General features: G+C 57.9%; 15 protein-coding genes and 2 pseudogenes. 6 read left to right on the top strand and 11 right to left on the bottom strand.

Annotated elements, in window-relative coordinates:
• Positions 1–451: 451 nt before the first annotated feature.
• From NKH60_RS30670 to NKH60_RS30630, 10 genes and pseudogenes are all read right to left on the bottom strand, one after another.
• Complete coding sequence (locus tag NKH60_RS30670) at positions 452–1,381, bottom strand: electron transfer flavoprotein subunit alpha/FixB family protein (protein WP_352874529.1); 930 nt, start codon at positions 1,379–1,381, stop codon at positions 452–454.
• A gap of 20 nt (positions 1,382–1,401) precedes the next feature.
• On the bottom strand, positions 1,402–2,151 hold the full coding sequence (locus NKH60_RS30665; protein WP_127248531.1) for an electron transfer flavoprotein subunit beta/FixA family protein: 750 nt from the start codon (positions 2,149–2,151) through the stop codon (positions 1,402–1,404).
• Between the two features lie 151 nt (positions 2,152–2,302).
• The gene (locus NKH60_RS30660; RefSeq protein WP_352874528.1) at positions 2,303–3,595 is read right to left on the bottom strand and encodes an aspartate aminotransferase family protein; all 1,293 of its coding nucleotides are present in this window, start codon (positions 3,593–3,595) and stop codon (positions 2,303–2,305) included.
• Complete coding sequence (locus NKH60_RS30655) at positions 3,588–6,056, bottom strand: FAD-dependent oxidoreductase (RefSeq protein WP_352874527.1); 2,469 nt, start codon at positions 6,054–6,056, stop codon at positions 3,588–3,590. Before NKH60_RS30655 ends, NKH60_RS30660 begins: the two co-directional genes overlap by 8 nt.
• A 203-nt stretch (positions 6,057–6,259) precedes the next feature.
• Positions 6,260–7,001 (bottom strand): annotated as a pseudogene (locus tag NKH60_RS30650) (amino acid ABC transporter ATP-binding protein).
• A gap of 614 nt (positions 7,002–7,615) precedes the next feature.
• Positions 7,616–7,768, bottom strand: coding sequence for a hypothetical protein (locus tag NKH60_RS30645; protein WP_352874533.1), 153 nt, complete (start codon positions 7,766–7,768; stop codon positions 7,616–7,618).
• 439 nt (positions 7,769–8,207) lie between these two features.
• Positions 8,208–8,450 (bottom strand): hypothetical protein, encoded by a 243-nt coding sequence (locus NKH60_RS35225; protein ID WP_502907795.1) that lies wholly within the window; start codon positions 8,448–8,450, stop codon positions 8,208–8,210.
• A complete protein-coding gene (locus NKH60_RS35220; protein WP_502907794.1) occupies positions 8,451–8,675 on the bottom strand; it encodes a hypothetical protein in 225 nt (74 codons plus the stop codon). It abuts the gene before it with no gap.
• Positions 8,644–9,048, bottom strand: coding sequence for a transporter substrate-binding domain-containing protein (locus NKH60_RS30635; RefSeq protein WP_352874526.1), 405 nt, complete (start codon positions 9,046–9,048; stop codon positions 8,644–8,646). Before NKH60_RS30635 ends, NKH60_RS35220 begins: the two co-directional genes overlap by 32 nt.
• A gap of 261 nt (positions 9,049–9,309) precedes the next feature.
• Positions 9,310–10,653, bottom strand: a complete 1,344-nt coding sequence (locus NKH60_RS30630) for an MmgE/PrpD family protein (protein ID WP_352874525.1) — start codon at positions 10,651–10,653, stop codon at positions 9,310–9,312.
• Positions 10,654–10,902: 249 nt separating this feature from the next.
• Between NKH60_RS30630 and NKH60_RS30625 the strand changes: the two genes are divergently transcribed.
• The 3 genes from NKH60_RS30625 (at position 10,903) to NKH60_RS30615 (ending at position 13,627) form a co-directional block, all read left to right on the top strand.
• Positions 10,903–11,808, top strand: a complete 906-nt coding sequence (locus NKH60_RS30625) for a MurR/RpiR family transcriptional regulator (protein ID WP_352874524.1) — start codon at positions 10,903–10,905, stop codon at positions 11,806–11,808.
• A gap of 29 nt (positions 11,809–11,837) precedes the next feature.
• Entirely contained in the window at positions 11,838–12,218 is a 381-nt protein-coding gene (locus NKH60_RS30620; protein ID WP_352874523.1) for a carboxymuconolactone decarboxylase family protein, read from the top strand.
• Positions 12,219–12,283: 65 nt separating this feature from the next.
• Entirely contained in the window at positions 12,284–13,627 is a 1,344-nt protein-coding gene (locus tag NKH60_RS30615) for a GlxA family transcriptional regulator (RefSeq protein WP_352874522.1), read from the top strand.
• 922 nt (positions 13,628–14,549) lie between these two features.
• Here NKH60_RS30615 and NKH60_RS30610 read toward each other — a convergent pair.
• A pseudogene (locus tag NKH60_RS30610) lies at positions 14,550–14,668 on the bottom strand (IS630 family transposase); the annotation flags it as partial.
• Positions 14,669–15,505: 837 nt separating this feature from the next.
• Between NKH60_RS30610 and NKH60_RS30605 the strand changes: the two are divergent.
• From NKH60_RS30605 to NKH60_RS30595, 3 genes are all read left to right on the top strand, one after another.
• Entirely contained in the window at positions 15,506–16,834 is a 1,329-nt protein-coding gene (locus NKH60_RS30605) for an aspartate aminotransferase family protein (RefSeq protein ID WP_352874521.1), read from the top strand.
• A 14-nt stretch (positions 16,835–16,848) separates the two neighbouring features.
• Positions 16,849–17,928: a phosphotransferase gene (locus tag NKH60_RS30600; protein WP_352874520.1), complete on the top strand. Its 1,080-nt coding sequence runs from the start codon at positions 16,849–16,851 to the stop codon at positions 17,926–17,928.
• Positions 17,929–18,205: 277 nt separating this feature from the next.
• On the top strand, positions 18,206–18,563 hold a 358-nt coding region (locus NKH60_RS30595; protein ID WP_352874519.1), incomplete at its 3' end, for an MFS transporter.

Genomic DNA, 18,563 nt, shown 5'->3' with positions numbered 1-18,563 from the left:
CTATAGTCGATTTGCGATCTGAATTTCAGATGGATTAAATCGCAAAACTGTATTTGACCGTTTGGGCCCCTCACTCGTAGGCGTTTGGGCGGCCGTGTTCATAGGGCTGAGTAAGACCGCACTTGCAGACCTGGCTTAGCCGCAACGGTCGCCGTCAAGCGCTGACGGAGCCCGTATCCTGCAGGTGCATTTTGGACCATCCTATCCCTCCTTGGTATGGCAAGTTCAAGCGCGTTACGCGAACCCGGCCCCAGGGCAGAAATGATGGGGCAGGGACAAATTCCGGTAGAGGCATGTCCCGTCGGCCAAGCTGGAAAGCTAACGCCGAGCAACGGATCGGCGCTATGAAGCGGGCGAGCCGCTTCAACGGACTCCCCACTGGACCCCCCATAGACAGGCTGCAGTCGGCGCGCACGGAAGTGTGCGCACTCTGACTTTCTGGCAAGATCTGCTACAGTTGCGATGCCAGCTCCGGCAGGATAACAAACAGGTCACCCACGAGGCCATAGTCGGCTACCTGGAAGATCGGCGCTTCCTCGTCCTTGTTGATGGCGACGATGACCTTCGAATCCTTCATGCCGGCAAGATGCTGGATGGCACCGGAGATGCCCACCGCGATGTAGAGATCGGGTGCGACCACCTTGCCGGTCTGGCCGACCTGCCAGTCGTTCGGCGCGTAGCCGGCATCGACGGCGGCCCGAGAGGCGCCGACGGCGGCGCCGAGCTTGTCGGCGATCGGCAGGATGACTTCCTGGAATTTCTCCGAGGAGCCCAGCGCGCGGCCACCCGAGATGATGATCCTGGCCGAGGTCAGCTCCGGACGGTCGGTCTCTGAAAGCTTGTTCTCGACGAAGGAAGATACACCGGGGTCGGCTGCCGCCGAGATGTTCTCGACGACAGCCGCATTGCCTTGGGAGGGCAACTCGAAGGAGGCGGTGCGCACGGTGATGACCTTCTTGGCGTCGCTCGACTGCACCGTCTGGATGGCATTGCCGGCATAGATCGACCGCTTGAAGGTGTCGGGCGAGACCACTTCGATGATCTCGGACACCTGCGCGACATCGAGCAGGGCCGCCACGCGCGGCGCGACATTCTTGCCCGACGAGGTCGCCGGCGCGATGATGGTGTCGTAAGCGCCGGCCAGCGACACGACGAGCGCCGCCAGTGGTTCGGCGAGGCGCTCGGCCAACCCGTCGGCTTCGGCGAGCAGCACCTTGCTCACGCCCTTGAGCTTGGCGGCAGCATCGGCAGCGCCGTTTGCGCCCTTGCCGGCCACCAGCACATGCACGTCCGAGCCGATCTGCAGTGCCGCCGAAAGCGCCTTGGCGGTCTGGTCGGAAAGCGTCGCATTGTCGTGTTCGGCAATCAGAAGAATTGTCATCTTTTTGTCCCTTCGCAGCCTTATAGCACGCCGGCTTCGTTCTTGAGCTTGTCGATCAATTCGGCGACGCTCTTGACCTTGACGCCCGCCTTGCGGCCGCCCGGCTCCTCGGTTTTGATCACCTTCAGCCGCGGCTTAACGTCGGCGCCGTAGTCGGCCGGGCTCTTCTCGTCGAGCGGCTTCTTCTTGGCCTTCATGATGTTGGGCAGTGAGGCATAGCGCGGCTGGTTGAGGCGAAGATCGGCGGTCACGATCGCCGGCATCTTCAGCTCCACCGTCTGCAGGCCGCCGTCGACCTCGCGCGTCACCTTGGCCTTGTCGCCATCGATAACGACCTTGGAAGCAAATGTGCCTTGCGCCCAGCCCAGAAGTGCCGCCAGCATCTGGCCGGTCTGGTTCGAATCGTCGTCGATCGCCTGCTTGCCGAGAATGACGAGACCGGGCTTTTCCGCCTCGACCACGCCCTTCAGCACCTTGGCGACACCCAGCGGCTCCGTCTGTTCGTCGGTCTTGACCAGGATAGCGCGGTCGGCGCCCATGGCGAGTGCGGTGCGCAAGGTCTCCTGCGCCTGCTGCGGCCCAATCGAGACAACGATGATCTCTTCCGCCTTGCCGGCCTCCTTCAGCCGGATCGCCTCTTCGACCGCGATCTCGTCGAACGGGTTCATCGCCATCTTGACGTTGGCAAGTTCCACCGCCGAACCGTCAGCCTTCACGCGAACCTTCACATTCGCATCCACAACCCGCTTCACGGGCACAAGGATCTTCATTGAAGTCTTTCTTTTAATCGATCCAGGAGAACTGTAACCCGGGGTAAATGGCGAAATCGCCCGGAAACCGGCTCCATTTCTCAATGCCAGGCGAACGCGATCCGGGACCCACGACGATTGTCGGACCGCGGTTTCATCGGCGTGACACTGCTTATTCGGCAGACAGTTGTTTGGCGGCCGCCTCTATCGCGTTCTGAGTCCAGGCGAGATCGCTGCTGGAGAGAGCAAGGCAGGGATAAATCTTGCTTGGCGATTTGAAGATTCCATGCTGGCGGAGCCGAGCATTAAACCTGCCTGCCAAACTATTGTCTGCCTTGAGAACATCTCTGTAGGACTTCACCGAACGCTTTGTGAATACAACATCAAAAAGAACAGAATCCCCAACGATTTGATAATCGACTCCTGTTTGATCGAGAGCATCCCTAAGGAAGCCCATGATGGCCGCCCCATTATCGCGAAGCCGGTCATAGCTGTCCGGACGGCGAAGGATTTCGAGCGTCTTCAGGCCGGCGACGGCTGCAAGCGGATTGCCGCTCAGGGTTCCAATCTGCAGGGTAAAGCGATCTTTGCCGACCACGCTCTTGTCGAAATGAGCCATGATGTCCGCTTGGCCCACCACCGCGGCAAGCGGGAGACCGCCGCCTACGATTTTGCCGACGGTGCACAGATCCGGCACAACGCCGTACTTTTCTTGTCCCCCGCCGTAGGCCAATCGGAATCCGGTAACCACCTCGTCGAAAATTAGCACGATCCCGTGCTTGGAGGTTTCTTCGCGCAACACTTCGAGAAATCTTGGCTCCGGAGGAATAAGGCGCTGAAGCGGTTCAACGATCACGCCAGCTATTTTTTCGCCATGTTCATCGAGAAACTGACGAATGAATTCCGGATCGTTGAACGGCGCGACGTAGATGCCTTCGCGGACTGGTTCGGGTATTCCCGCCGAGTCCGGAACGCCATTCGGATAATTCTCAAGCCTGTCGGGGAAGACACTGATCAGGGCATCCGAAGACATGCCATGATAGCCGCCTTCGAATTTTAGAATGAGGTCCCGACCAGTATGCGCGCGAGCAAGGCGCATCGCGTACATATCCGCTTCGCCACCGCTCGAAACAAATCGCAGTTTTTCTGCACACGGCACAGCTTGGCATATCGCTTCGGCAAGCTCTATACCGTGCCTGTTGCTGGCGAAAAACGTCAGTCCCTTTCCTGCCTGCTCTCGAATTGCCTCAACGACCTCTTCATTGTCGTGTCCCAGGATCATCGGTCCCGAGCCAATGAGGTAGTCGACGTATTCCTTCCCGTCCTCATCCCAGACGCGAGCGCCATGGCCTTCGCGAATGACGATCGACGGGTCGAAATTACCAAATCCACCGCCGGGCAGCACACCTTTCGCCCTCTCGATCCACTGCTTCTGCGCCGGCTGCGCAACTGGATTGTCAAGCATTGGCCGCCACCCTCGTCCTCTGGCTGTCTGCGCTTGCATCGGCGCGGGGGCGAACATTGTCGGGATCGAAAGCCGGCTCGCCCAGCACCTCCGCCTTCCGGATTTCACCCATGATCGTGACATCCACCTTTGTTCCCGGGCTCGCAACATCAGGCGACACGTAGGCAAAGGCGAGAATCTTGCCGACGGACGGCGAGTAGGCGATCGAGGTTATCGATCCAACTTGACGGTCTCCCATCAGCACGGCTTCGCCGCCATTTCCATCCGACACCCCGTCGGGCTCGATCTGCAGATAGGCGCAGATCCACAGCGGGCCCTTCTCCAGGGCAGCCAGTGTGGCCTGCTTGCCCCTGAACTCAGCCTTGTCGGTCTTGACGAAGCGCATAACATCGGCTTCCGGCAAAGTGACCTCGTTGGTAAGTTCGCCAGCCCCCTTGAACATCTTCTCCAACCGCATAACGTTCATCGCGAAAGAGCCATAGTCGATCAACCCCATGGCATCGCCAATCTCATGCAATGCGTCGTAGACACCCGGGATGCTCTCTTTTGGTCCGTGGAACTCCCAGCCCACCTCGCCCGCGTAGGACATCCGGAACGCCCATACCTTCTCCCCTGCGACCTCGATCTCCTGGGCCGTAAGCCAGGGGAACACCTCGTTGGTCAAGGCAGCGCTTGTGTTCGGGGCCAGGATATCGCGAGAGCGAGGTCCGTTGAGTGCCAAGGCTCCCCAGGCATCAGACAGATTGGTGATGGTTACATCGTCGCGATCAGTGCGAGCGAACGTCAGATAGTCCAGCAAGCGCTGCTCGAAGAACGCCGCGCAAGTGAAATAGAAACGATCGTCGGCGAGCCGAACAATGGTCGTTTCCAACTCGATGCGGCCGTTCTCATTCAACAGGTGAGTCAACGCGATGCGACCGGGCTTCGAAGGCAGCCTGTTCGGGATGAGCCTGTCGATGAATTTGGCCGCTCCCGGTCCAGAGACTTGAACCTTGGTGAAGGCGGAGATGTCCATCACGCCGGCGCACTCGCGCACGCTGTTGACCTCTTGCTGAACCAGAGGAAACAAAGCGGGCCTGCGGAAGGAATAGTAGTCTCGTTGCTCGACACCGTCGCGTGCGAACCAGCGGGGACGCTCCCATCCGTAGACTTCTTCAAACACAGCGCCCCGACTCTTGAGGCGTTCATAGAGCGCGCTGGGTTTGACTGGCCTGCCGGCATGCCTGTTGAGGTGAGGGAACGGAACCTCGTGGCGCAGAAGGTAGTCCTCTTTCGCCTTTGTAACCTGATATTCCTGGTCGGCGAAGCGGCCGAAGCGCCGTGGATCATAGTCGCGCATGTTGATATCCGACGCACCGTGAACCATCCAGCGAGCCAGTTCACGCGTCAGCCCCGGACCCCAGCCGATACCGATCTGGCAACCGCAGTTCAGCCAGAAATTCCTGAGCCCCGGCGCCGGCCCGATCAGCGGGTTGCCGTCCGGCGGATGCGAAATGGCTCCGTGAACGGCTCGTTTGATGCCGAGCTGGGAAAGCACAGGCATACGACCCATGGCGTTCTCGAGCCATGGCATAATCCGGTCATAATGCGGCTCGAAAAGTTCGTGTTCCGCCTCCCAAGGACATTCGTCGATCCAGACCGCGTTCGGATTGGCCTTCTCGTAAATGCCAATGAGGCCGGACTTTTGCTCCATTCGGATGTAGCCGGACACAAGCCTGTCGTCTCTGATGACGGGCAGCTCCCTTTCTAGGGACATGAATTCCGGCACCGTATCCGTGATGAGGTAGTGATGCGTCATCGAGGTTGTGGGCACGCCCAGACCCACCCACTTCCCAACCTGGCGGGCATAGGTGCCGCCAGCATTGACGACGTGTTCGCAAACGATCTCGCCCTGCTCCGTGAAGACCCTCCATTCGCCGTTCGACTCTCGCTTGATGTCCGTGGCGCGGCACTGGCGAATGATTTTGGCACCAAGTTGTCTCGCGCCCTGAGCCAAGGCGAATGTAGCGCCGGAGGGATCCACATGCCCATCATCCGGCGTGTAGAGCGCGGCTTGGACGCCTTCGAGGTTGTAGAATGGATGCAGCTCCCTTATGCGCCGCGGTCCCACCAATTCCATGGTAAACCCAAGAGCCTTGCCAACGCTCAGGGTTTGACGAAGCCAATCGACTTCATCGTCCGTGTAGGCGAGCCGGAGCGACCCGCAGCCATGCCAAGTCACCGACTGGCCAGTCTCTTTCTCCAGCACCTTGGAGTAGAGATCGATATTGTAGCCAACGCATTTCCCTAGGGAGAAACTCGAAGTCGAATGGGTGATCTGGCCTGCTGCATGCCAGGTAGACCCCGACGTCAACTCGGCTTTCTCCAGGACAACTACGTCTGTCCAACCCTCGTGCGCCAAGTGGTAAGCCAGCCCGCAGCCCATGATCCCGCCGCCGATAATTACCACGCGCGCACTCATTGTTAGGTCTCCTAATCGAATATTTTCAATACCTATAGGACAGATGTACTTTTGTCAACGGTTAATCAAAAGGTTGTACCATCGCGACGCGGCCAAGCTTGCGCGAGCAGCCTTGCGAGGAGGCTCCCAGCGGGACTTAAAGAATTCGGTGGCCCAGCCGATGCGGCCGAGCGTGAGCACGCGGCAGGCTTTTTCCTGCTTCGCTAGTGGGAAAGAATCTTCGACAGGAAGTCCTTTGCTCGCCTGTCCGTCGGTGCGGTGAAAAATTGCTCCGGCGGAGCTTCTTCAACTATTCGCCCTGAATCCAAGAAAAGGATGCGATCGGCGACCTTGCGCGCGATTCCCATTTCATGCGTCACGACAACCATCGTCATGCCCGTCTGTGCGAGCTCGTCTATGACATCCAGCACTTCTGAAATCATCTCCGGATCAAGGGCGGATGTCGGCTCGTCGAAAAGCATCACCTTTGGGTCCATGGCCAGCGAGCGGGCAATCGCGAGGCGCTGCCTTTGCCCGCCAGAAAGGCGGCCCGGGAACTCGCGGGCCTTGTCGGCTATGCCAACGCGTTTGAGCAACGCGTGAGCGCGCTCCTCTGCCTCTCTCTTGCGGTCCCACGCACCAGGCGGGGCGCCAGAGTAATGTTGTCGATCGCGTCGAGGTGCGGATACAGATTGAAATTCTGAAAGACCATTCCGACTTGGCAACGAAGCTGCTGAAGGTTCTTCTTGGCAGCGTTCAGATTGTGATTCAGAACTCGCAAGGACCCGGGCCGAAAGTCTCCAAGCCATTGATGCACCGAGTCAGCGTTGACTTTCCCGAGCCGGACGGGCCGCAGAGAACGACGACTTCGCGCTCCCTCACGTCGAGATCGATTTCGTGCAGCACCTGGACGTTTCCAAAGCTCTTGCCGACCTTGGAGAACTGAATGATCGACTGTTCCGTCATGTAACGAAATCCTATATGCTTCCGATTGCTCAAGCGCCTACAGTGGAAATCCGCCCTCGCCACCTTCTCACGACGAAGGAGAGAGAAGCGCAAATGACAAAATACCCAAGCCCAACCAAATATCGCATATGGAGTAAAGGTGTTGCTGTTCGTGATCTGTGCCGCGTAAAGAAATCGATTACACCCACCACCGATACAAGCGAGGCGAGGGGCGAACCATATACGCGCGCTATCGCCAAGGGTATCGAGGCCCCCAGCCCGATTGCGGCGACAGGATGGAGAGCTGAATTGATAGCCATAGGCATTGCGCGATCAGGCTGGCGCTTGGCCAAATGGGAGCCCAGCGAAACCCAGTCGCTTTCCAAGCACTCAGTAAGCACAGGAACGCGAGGCAGCCGTACCAAATAGCGGCCTTTCGTCGATCGGCATCCTCCGGGTGGCGGTCTAAATTCATCGGCGTTCCGGGTCCATAAGCACCTGCGCAGCACTCATCGCGCCCGCTATCAGGAGGGTAAGCATCAGATACAGGACCGTCACCGCGATCGCGGCCTCCATGCCGCGAAACGTCTCCTACTCAATCTGTCGGGTCATGAAAGGCAGGTCTTCGATCGCGATCAAGCCTCACGGTCGATGAATTCTTCACGACTTGGGATGAACTGGCTTGTCAGAGGCGGTATGGTAATCTGGAGCGCCTGCGGCAGTATGATCCTCGTAAAGACCTGTCGAACTGACAGCCCCGAAGCGACGCCGGCCTCCCACTGGCCTATAGGAAGGGCACGAATTCCTGAGGTGACGACGTCAGAGATGTAGGCGCTCTAACGCAACGTCAGCGCTATCACACCAGAAAGAAACGCGTCTAACCTGAAGACGTAATATACGACAAATTACCTTACGACTACTTGTAGTCTCTTATGACTTCTATGAACCTAATGATTTCCTAACATAGAAATCTGGCGTGACTTTCAAAAATCCAACGAATGATCCGATCATAAAAGATAATACTAACGAAATCAGAGATATGCGGATCGTCGCAGCCAAGCCCTCTAACGGTAGGGATCGGTATTCCCAGATTATTCCTCAGTCGAGATCCATGAGGTTTCCGTAAAGCTCCGAGCCAGATGCTGATCACGGAGGCCGAACAGCGCGGCGCAGCTTCTCCGTGGCGCACATGGGTCTGACCGACCTGCGTTCATGTAGATCGAGAAACTACCACCGATCGAGACCGCGCACTTCCGCAACGCAAGGCTGCATCATGTCTGGCTGCCACAACACGAATCCTGGCTCTTCCTTGTGGTATTTGCGGTACATCTCCTGGAGCTTGCCTTCCAGCCAAAGACGCTGGAGCCCCCAATTTACCCAATTGCGCCATTTCGAATCGTTCTGCCGAACCAAAATGGCGCTGGAGTCGCGGTAGAAAGGTTCGCCTACCTCGAGCTTCGCATCGGGCATTTATTCGATCATCAACTGCGCCTGTAGCGAGTCGATCAGTGCGCAATCCACTTGCCCTTGGGCAACGGCCAGCAGCAGTTCCGGATGCTGTTGGAAGAGCTTGAACTTGGCATCCGCATTGGTCGCTTTCCAGTAGCCGATATAGACCGCGCCCTGCGTCGCGCCGATCGTCTTCTCGGTGCCGGCGCAAGCTTTAGGGTCCGTCGGTTCCCACCTTCCGGACAAGTATGAGCGCCCGCTCGGTGTTCCAGATCAGGGAAAAGTCCACGACTTCCCCTCGAACCCTGGAGTTCGTGGTGGGGCCGAATTCCGCGTCGATCTGTCCGTTGGGCAAGAGCGGAATAGGCGTTTGGGTCGTCGTCTGAACGAGCTTGCATTCGACACCCAGATGCTTCGCGAACCCTCTCGCCACATCTGGCCCGTAGCCCTGCACGACACCCTGCGCGTGAGCGAAGCTGCCCGGCGGATAATCATATCGCGCACCAGCCAGCAAATGGCCGCGCTTTTGTATTGCATCCAAGGTCGAGGTGATCTCCTCGGCCTTAGCGCCTTTGACGATGAGAGAGGCGGCGGCCGCGGCGCCCATCGCCGATAACATGCTGCGTCTGTCCAGGTTTCACTCCCCTGAGCTTAACCTCTTTTTCTTTTTGGGATGGGGTCAGCCATCCCTGGTGGTCACAACCGTGGAACCGACCGACGGTTAGAAAACGATTGTTTTCCCGCAGAGAACCTGTCGTACAAACGTTTCCGTGTCAATTCGGATTAGGAGAATTGCTTGGACATCCCAGTGAGGATGAAACGACGTTGACCGGAAGGAGCGCAGGACCAGAAGTCTCGTTTTGGGCACCCCGCGGTAGCCTTAAAAGATGGCCGTCGACCTGATTGGAATGGACAAAGCATCTTCGGCCAAAAGACCGACCAGCTCGGCAGGAGCATCGCAAGCTTTGGCCTTTCGTGTCAGATCGGCATCCGTCATCGGATTGTTGGGCCCTCCGCGCACATAAGCCACGGCTTTTTCGAGGCGCTGCCCTGATTGCAATGTAACGACAAGCCGGTCGGGAGCTTCTGGCGATAGATCTTGGATGTCATCCGAGACTTGTTCCGGTACGATCGACACTTTCCGCATCAGGGCCCGAGTGTCCGGCTCGCTGAGCGCTGCCGGTTCGAAATCAGCAGGGGTCAACGCGCCACACAACATTACTCTTGCGACACAATACCGAACCGAGAACCGCGCCTCCGCGGATGTCGTGGGTTCGGCGATCGACACAACTCGCACGAAGGGTGCCGGACTGTGGATCCCTATCGAAGCAATCGATGCGGGATCGATCTGGTGGTTCTCGCGCAGCGCGATAGCTGCCTCGATCGGCCTTTGGGTATAGGAGCAGCTTGGCCAAGACTTTCGCACGATCGGATGATCCACGACCCCCTGCCCTATGGTTCTCTTCGCAAGCACAGCGCGAGTTCCCGGAGACGTCGGCGTGCCAAAATTCGCCAGGAAGCCCAAAGGGCCGTCCCAAACAAGGCCGGAAGCTGCTACCGCTCCGGCCCTCGCGTACTGAGCCGCAAATACTCCGCCCCTGGCAGCTAAGCCAACATGGGCAACCTTCATGTCTGTTCCGAACTGATGCTGAAGCCCCGCAGATACGCTGGACCCCATACTCATCGCGGCCGCGATGCGTTCGCTCGGCAGGTCCATGGCGTGAGCGCATGCGGCGGCAGCGGCGATCGGACCGAGCGTGGATGTTGAATGCCATCCCGACAGGTAATGCCCGAAGCCGAGAGATTCACCAAGACGAACAATAACCTCATATCCGACCGTCCAGGCTCGAAGGATGTCACCAACGGTCAAGCCGTCGCGAAAGCCAACGGCAAGAAGCGCCGCAAGGATCGGTGCGCTGGGGTGCGTCGAGCCGACGAATTCGTAATCGTCAAAATCGAGAGCATGGGAGCGCACGCCATTGAGAAAGGCAGCCCCACCGACACTGAGCATGCCGCCACCGACAATCGAAACCGCACCCTCTCCGGATTCTAACGATATCGCCTTCTCGGCCAGGGCAGACACAGCTGTAGTTCTGCCGCCAAACATGCAAGATGCGGTATCGACAAGGCTTCGGCGCGCCTCCGTTTCGATTGTGGGAGACATATCGCCCCTATAGCTCCCGGCCCATTCGGCAATTGACGAGGCGATATCGAGATTCGGCATATTCACTCGGCTTACTGATCAAGAGCTCGATCGTTTGCAATTGGAGGGGCAGCTTGCTGATTAAGCGGTCTGCCGGCAGAAGCTCGGTTCATTTCGGCGCAGGAAAGCAATTATGCTTCAGGGGCCAGACCATTCCACAAGCTGCCGAACGCGCACCTGTGCTTTCAACGCGTGCATCGGTACATTCATGAGCTTTCCGAGCAAAACCGCTATGGACAGCGCTACCGAACAACTGTATGGGTGTCAACCATGAAGCGTATGAATGTACCATCCGAAAGGTCCGCGGCCGCGGTTCTGGAAGAGATTAGGGGGCGACTCATCTCGTTCACACCGGAATTGCACAAGGCCGCTACCCATGTACTCGAGAACTCAAATCTGATTAGCATCACGTCGATCAGAAACATGGCGCAGGGCGCCGACATCAAGCCAAATACTTTAGTTAGAATGGCCCGCGCTCTGGGCTTTGAAGGGTACGAGGATTTTCGTAAGCCCTTTAGAGAGCAAGTCATGCGAGGGCGCGAAGACTTTCCGGATCGAGCGCGATGGCTTCAATCACTTTCGAAGGGCGGCAAGCTCGCCAGCCTCTACAGCCAGATGGCGTCGACATCCATAGAGAATATTGAGGGTCTGTTTTCTGGTACGAGCGCAACCGACATAAAAAAGCTCGCCGACGCTATCGTGAGGGCGCGAATAACATATGTGCTTGGCGTGGGCTTCGCCAGCTCCATTGCCCGAAACTTCGCCTATCTTGCGAGCATGGCCGTAGGCGGCGTTGTCGCGATCCCGCGTGAAGGGTCCCTTCCTATCGACGGATTGGTCCACGCCGAGAAGGGCGACATCCTGGTGGCGATGACATTCAAGCCGTATCGACGCGAGATCATCGAGGCTGTCGAAGTCGCCCTCACTTACGGCCTCAAGGTGGTTGGCATATCTGACAGCCCAGCATCGCCGATCCTCGTCCGGGCAGATCAGCGTTTCGTGATACCCACCAACACCCCGCAATTTTTCCCCTCTACTGTCGCTGTTACCGCGCTTTTCGAAACGATCATGGCTTTTGTGGTGGCGGAAGCCGAGGGGGATGCGGTTAGCAATATAGCGCGCTTCCATCAACGGCGGAGTGAGCTGGGTATCTACTGGCAAGAAGAGGAAGGGTGATACCACCCGTTCAGATATACGGAGCAGAAATGCAGCAGAATCTATTTGATTTGGGTCTGTCTAAAAGGAAGGCCACACTGGGCGCCGAGTACGTTGAGAAAAACCTCGCATCGGCAGACGAATTCACGCGGCCCTTCCAGGAAGCGATGACGGCTTGGTGTTGGGGATTTGGCTGGGGAGATGAGGCAATCGATCCAAAGACGAGGTCGCTGATGAACTTGGCCATGATCGGCGCCTTAGGGAAGATGCACGAATGGGAGACCCATTGTCGTGGCGCCATCAACAATGGTGTCACGAAGGACGAGATCCGTGCTGCGATCCACGCAGTTGGCATCTATTGCGGCGTGCCACAGGCTTTAGAGTGCTTCAGGGTTGCTCGCAAAGTACTTGAGGAACGAAACCTCTTATAAAACTAAGAACTCGTCGAGCCTGATACGGTCGACGTTGGGCCGGCGGCCGGCGAAAAGGCTCGGCGTTGTACGAGAACCTTTTCGAGGCCGCGTTGCGTCGCCGCCGTCAGTTGTTGGGCCGCGGCTTCTGGGCGACATCGAACAATTCTGCGGGAGCGCCGTCCTATCTACTCCGCGTGAGAATTTGGTCCGGCAACAATGAACGTACTCAGGCTACTCGTGTGAAGACAGGGCTTTCGATTTTGCAACGGCTGACACCGCTCGACGCTGCGCGGGGTTCTGCGGGTCAATACAACGAGGCCCGAAAGCAAAGCCTGGAAACCATACCCGGCAGGTTTAACTTTTACCTGCTTCCGGCTTTTTCGCTGCATGCGTTTTCCTCCGCGATCGAAGTGCTTACGCTGGCCAATGAAGCGACGAGGCGAAACGTCTATAGTTGGCAGGTCGTTTCGGGCGACGGACAGCCTGTAGTGTCGAGTTGCGGCATCACCATAAGCTCAGCCGTCGGATTGCGATCGGAGCGTGACCGCAACCTGCGATCAAACCCAGCCCCGGTCGCGATAGTGTGCGGAGGCCGTTCCGTCCCTCGCCATGACAGCCAGTTGCATTCCTGGCTCAGGGAGTGCCGAAACCGTCGCGCACGCCTTATCGGCATAGGTGGCGGAACCCTAGTCCTTGCTCGAGCGGGCGTGGCAGAAGGTCGCCGCTGCGCCGTGCACTGGGAGCAATTCCCGCTATTTCTGGAGCAATTCCCAGGCATTATAGCTACGCAAGCCGCATTCGAGAAAGATGGTGAGCTGTATACCTGCTCTGGCGGAGACGCATCCTTTGATACATTCCTGGATCTAGTTGGATGCGATTATGGAGCTGCCGTCGTAAATCGCATCTGCGAGAATGCCGTGGCATGTCGTGTTCGCACGGTTGGGGACCGTCAACGCTTGCCGCCAAATTCCCGTGTACGATTCAATCATAAGGCAGTCATCGAAGTCATCGATCAGATGGAGGCACATATCGGCGATCCCAAGTCGATAGATGGACTGGTGGCAGCGACTGGCCTTACACGCCGCCAAATTGAGCGACTCTTCAAGCGTGAACTAGGACGCAGTCCGAGCCGCTACTACCTGGAACTTCGTCTGGAACGCGCGCACTTGCTGCTTCGCAGCTCGAATCTGCCTGTTATAGAGATAGCTGTAGCGTGCGGATTCGTCTCGGCATCACATTTCTCAAAAGTCTATCGGGACATGTACGGCTGCGCCCCACATCAAACTCGATTGTTGGCGCACGGAGCTGAACAAGATCGCCCATATGATCCGCTCGCTGATTCTCCTGGCGATCCAGCTGCCGACAGGATGATCACACCCGCCACAACCATGCGTGCAGAATCAGCGTTTCATGGCGGACGGCCATGACAGGCTGCCTAAGACACTTCTTGCACTCAGCGTCGGCAATTTGGGCCGAAGCCTACCACTGCGCGCGCTCATCGGTCGACTGGTTAGATTAGCCTCCCCGCCCCCAATTCGTCGACGCGGAGAGTATCGTGATACGCGACCTTCCAAGTGTTGCCATCAAATGGGTCCCTGGCTTTGAATTAGCAACTTCTCGAACGGCCCGGTGCGGACCCGCATGCCGGGCGGTGTGGCAAGGGTTCGACCGAAAACGTCGCCCTTATGCCGATTAAGGCAGTTGGAGTGCTGGAGCGCGTTGCTGAGATCACCTGGCTCGTGCTGCGGCTTTTCGTGCGATCACTATGCCTATACTATTCGAATACACTACATCGGCTGCGGTGCGCCACCGGCATTCGGCAAGGTCGATCCGGCGGCCGGTCACACGGCCTTCCTCGCCGTCGCGGCAGCCGTCGATCTGGTCGCTTCGGGCAAGGCAAGCGTGAATCGTGACCACACCTATCAACAAAGAAGCCCGGCATCATTTCGATGGACACGGGCATGGTGGTCAGCCTGACTGGAACCAAGTCATCGTTATGCAGCTCACGTCTGAAAGGTTGTCGACAATCCGGTCCACGCATGTCTCCTTGAGCGGCGCCATAGCGCGGGCAACGACGGAGCGAGTCCTAGATGGTTTCGGCGACACTTACGTTCATAACGACCCGTCTTCGAAGGGTTCACTTTCGTTCGTCTTTCCGACACCCACCTGCTCGGATCTCGTCCGAACTTTTCATCTAACGCTCACCACCACGGCTCTTTACCGCAGCAGCTTGGACTGGTTTGAGACCTGCTCCTGAACGCCGATCCCGGAGGTCCGTCCCCCATCATTCACGCAGCTTTACGCTACGGTCTTAGTTCATGTTGAACTCCTTCCGCTGCTCTGCAGCACACTCTCGTCGATGAACACGAGCTTCGCCGGATCGAGATCGAGCCGGCCATCGAACCAGTCCCCGCGCCGCTTCAGGACGTCGGGCGATCCTGCTCCAGTGCGTGCGCGGACTTTTTTTGCAGGCGCTCAAGGCGCTGCGGCTGATCCGCACCAACTGCTCGGCGACGAGCCGCTCCACCATCTCGTTCAGCGTGATGCCCTTGCGCTCATTGATCAGCCCGACGATGAAGGCTTCTCTATAATTCGCCACGGCTCGTCCTCCTGTGGTGAGGATCGGCTCGGCCCGCCCGAGCAACCCTTGGACGCGCAGTGTAGGGCGAGCCACCTCATCGGCAGAGGCGGACATACGGTCTTACCTTTGCTCTCCCACCCATGCGTCAGCATCGCGCCGAGGGACGGCGATCAGCATCGCGGCATTGAAGGTCTTGATCGGGCTGCAGCAGACCTCGGCGGCCTCACGGAAGCCTGAGGATTCGCCCATCTCACTATGGGCCAGATGCTTGAACCCGCAACTAACCCCGCGTAGCTTTGCCCCAGGGTGTGGGGGGCATCGCAGGGTGACAGATCCGGTCGTCGGGTATGACGCGCAGCGCGCTGGCGAATGGCGCCAGCGCATCGCGGCCAACCCGCGCCGCGCCTGACGCCCGCGCGCGGCTCCGGCCACCGCCTCGCATGCCGTCATCTCGTCGCAAGAAGACACCAATCTGCAAACTGAATTGGACGCCCGCGGCCACCGGCTGTCTAATGCCGATTGAGGACATGGCACTAAATTGCAGCCGCTAGGACACTTCAAATGAGCGCATGCTTTTTCGCAGCGGTTAACGCAAACATTGCAACACTTGGCGTCCAGCCTAAACCCGCCAATCTTAGGCGAAGCGGTGCTCTTATTCGCCAGATAGCATCTGACCCGACGAAAACCCCGGTGGTTTTCTTCGATCGTTCATTGTCGCCCTGAGATGAGCGCGCGCCACCCCAAGCTGATCGACGCGAGTGGTATCAGCGATCTGCCTGAACGACTCCAGGATATCATCCGACGCCGGGACACGGTGCTCGGTCCTGGCTACCAATTTTCCGAGACGATTCCGGTGGAGTTTGTCTCGAGTTTTGGTGCCCACCTAATAGACAGCGACGGCAATGACTATCTCGACGCGTATAACAACGTCCCGGGCGTTGGCCACGCCCACCGGCATGTTGTGGACGCCGTTTCCCGCCAGATTTCTACAGTCAACACTGATACACGCTACCCCCAGGAGCCACTGGTTGCGTATGCGGAGCGGCTACTTGCGACATTCCCAGCTGAGCTGTCGAAGTTAAGCTTGCCCTGCACTGGATCCGAAGCAAATGATCTCGCAATTCGGGTCGCGAGGTTCCATACGGGCGGCGAGGGTATCATAGCTAGTCGTTGGGCGTTTCACGGTCGCACTCGTGAGGTTGCCAGTTTTTCCCCAATGCTGGGCGCTGGATCCCCGCTCGGACCGAACGTCCGACTCATTGCTGCTCCTGACTCAAGGCTCTGCGGACCTGAACGATCTCTTGAGGAGTATATGCGGGATCAAGTGCGTTCCGCAATTATTGATCTCGAACGGCATGGATACAGGCTGGCAGCCTTGATCGCTGATTCCGCGTTCACCTCCGATGGCATCTTTACTCACCCAGTCGGCTTCATGCAGACAATGGTCGACGAGGTTCACGCCGCTGGCGGCCTCTACATTGCTGACGAGGTTCAATCGGGGTTCGCTCAGCTCGGAGAGTCGATGTGGGGGTTCAGTCGGCACGCGGTGATTCCTGATATCGTCACGATGGGCAAGGCGATGGGTAACGGTTTCCCCGTCTCTGGCGTCGTCTTCCGCCCGGAGGTATCTGACGAATTCGGACAGAAGGTCAGCTACTTCAATACACTGGGTGGCCGATCGATTTCTGTAGCCGCGGCGACCGCAGTGCTCGATGTGTTCGAGCAGGAGAATGTGCGTGAACGCGTTGTCGTGAACGGCGCGACCCTGCTGGCAGGGCTTGAAGCGCTGACACGGGATTCTCCTTATGTTGCGGAAATCCGAGGCAGCGGCCTGTACCTTGGTGTCGAGATCGTCGAGGACAGAGGGACGCTCGAGCCCGATCCCATTCGTTGCGAAAGCATCATTAAGGACCTCCGCGATCGTCGAGTTCTTATAAGCCGGACCGGCCCCGCGGGTAACGTGTTGAAAGTTCGCCCTCCTGTCGCTTTCACCCATGCCGATGTGTCCAGATTCCTTGAGACCTTTGCCATCGTAGCGAAACAGCGGCTTTAGAGGGCTCTAACAGCATGCACAAATCACCCGACGCCGTGTTTCAACGGCTCCTGGAGGAGAGCAGCCTGCTCTCATCAAGCGAATCGATCGACCCACTGTTGTTGAAAAACGTGCTTGAGAGGCACTATGGGCTCCGTGGACACGCTGAACGATTGGGCAGTGAAAAGGGCCATACGTTCAGGCTTGAAGCCGGTCCGAATGAATACCTCGTAAAGGTGTCACCGTCTGACGAGCCCGAACCAGTTACGGCGTTGCAGATTGCGGCGATGCGTTATCTTGATGATACCGCTCACGCCCTGCCGATCCAGCGGATCAAGTCTACCCTTGATCGAAGGGATAGCGTTCCCATCGACTTGGGTGATGGCACCTGTCGAATACTCAGCGTCTTCTCCTTTGTCGAAGGCCTGTTATGGGAGCAAATGGATGCCAACGTTGAGCACTTGACCAAGCTGGGAGACATGCTCGGTCGAGTAAACAGCGCGTTGCGACTATTTGGGCACCCAGCCGCCGCGCGCAGCTTAGTTTATGACATTAAGCACTTTCACCATTGGGCTGGACTTGTTGAGTACACGCCAGACCCGAAGCGCCGATTGCTGGCTCAGCGGGCCTTCAAGCTCTTCGAAGAAGTCGTCCTGCCGAGGCTGCCCAGTCTTGAAATGCAAGTGATCCACGGTGACTACGCTCCCAACAATGTCGTGGTGGATCCGCACAGCGATGTCTTCGTGCAGGCTATCCTTGACTTTGGTGACACTGTCCTTAGCGCGGTCATCTTTGACCCTGCGAATTCCGTCGCGCACCTGATTGGCCGCACTGAGGATCACCCTTGGCAGGATGCTTTTGCCTTCGTCGCGGGGTACCAGCAGAGCCGGCCGATAAACGAGTCAGAACTTCCACTTTTGCCAATTGCGGCTCTCGCGCGGCTGACCATGCTCGCGTTGATCAGGCACTGGAAGGCGGAGCGCGCACCTGACCAGCGCGAGGAGCTAGTCGCTAGTGCCGAGTATTACTGGACGAACCTAGAGCGGGCCATGGCCGTACCACTGGATGACATCATCGCGCGACTCCGCCACCGCGCCGGTGATCCTGGTACGTGAGCGCAGCGACCGGAAGCGGGTCGGCTTGAGGCAAACCGAAGATTCGTGCAGTTCGCTGTAGCTGAATTGGACATTTCTGATTCCAATCTCTGCCAGCTATGAACTCCAGATTGAGCGGGTCATCCCTAAACTCGGTCCGAAGGATGACCTTGGAGCATGCGGAGGCGGGTGCTGGGTCATGCCCTGGAAGTACTGACCGATTACACATCATCGTAAAGACAAAAAGTCAGTCGTGGCAGCGGTGAATTAAATAATCGGCTCGTCAAAAGCAAAAAACGTGCAGCACGAAGATCCTCATCTGTCCGCTCCAACGACGCTTGCCCCGCTTCGAAATCCGGTATTTCGCTCGATCTGGACGGCCACGCAGATATCCAGCCTCGGGTGGCTCGTGCAAACGGTTGCCATCAGTTGGCTGATGGCCACCATTTCCGCTTCGGACCTGATGGTCGCACTCGTGCAGGCCGCATCCACATTGCCGGTATTCTTCCTCTCGATCCTCGCGGGAGCCATCGCCGACAACTTCAGCCGCCGATGGGTGATGTTTGCGGGACACTGCTTGATAGCATTGGCATCAACGACGCTGATGATTTCTGTGGGTCTGGGATTTGTCCATCCCTGGCTCTTACTCGGATTGG

The organism is Mesorhizobium sp. M1006, assembly GCF_040318825.1.
GTDB lineage: Bacteria > Pseudomonadota > Alphaproteobacteria > Rhizobiales > Rhizobiaceae > Mesorhizobium.
The sequence above is the reverse complement of the archived record's forward strand: the minus strand, read 5'-3'. Positions and strand labels throughout refer to the sequence as shown.

Excerpts from the sequence above, each read along its gene's own strand:
- NKH60_RS30625 (WP_352874524.1), top strand. The coding sequence starts at position 10,903 with ATGAAGCGTATGAATGTACCATCCGAAAGGTCCGCGGCCGCGGTTCTG.
- NKH60_RS30600 (WP_352874520.1), top strand. The coding sequence starts at position 16,849 with ATGCACAAATCACCCGACGCCGTGTTTCAACGGCTCCTGGAGGAGAGC.
- NKH60_RS30620 (WP_352874523.1), top strand. The coding sequence starts at position 11,838 with ATGCAGCAGAATCTATTTGATTTGGGTCTGTCTAAAAGGAAGGCCACA.
- NKH60_RS30655 (WP_352874527.1), bottom strand. The coding sequence starts at position 6,056 with ATGAGTGCGCGCGTGGTAATTATCGGCGGCGGGATCATGGGCTGCGGG.
- NKH60_RS35225 (WP_502907795.1), bottom strand. The coding sequence starts at position 8,450 with ATGCCCGATGCGAAGCTCGAGGTAGGCGAACCTTTCTACCGCGACTCC.
- NKH60_RS30635 (WP_352874526.1), bottom strand. The coding sequence starts at position 9,048 with ATGTTATCGGCGATGGGCGCCGCGGCCGCCGCCTCTCTCATCGTCAAA.
- NKH60_RS30630 (WP_352874525.1), bottom strand. The coding sequence starts at position 10,653 with ATGCCGAATCTCGATATCGCCTCGTCAATTGCCGAATGGGCCGGGAGC.
- NKH60_RS30605 (WP_352874521.1), top strand. The coding sequence starts at position 15,506 with ATGAGCGCGCGCCACCCCAAGCTGATCGACGCGAGTGGTATCAGCGAT.
- NKH60_RS30665 (WP_127248531.1), bottom strand. The coding sequence starts at position 2,151 with ATGAAGATCCTTGTGCCCGTGAAGCGGGTTGTGGATGCGAATGTGAAG.
- NKH60_RS30670 (WP_352874529.1), bottom strand. The coding sequence starts at position 1,381 with ATGACAATTCTTCTGATTGCCGAACACGACAATGCGACGCTTTCCGAC.
- NKH60_RS30660 (WP_352874528.1), bottom strand. The coding sequence starts at position 3,595 with ATGCTTGACAATCCAGTTGCGCAGCCGGCGCAGAAGCAGTGGATCGAG.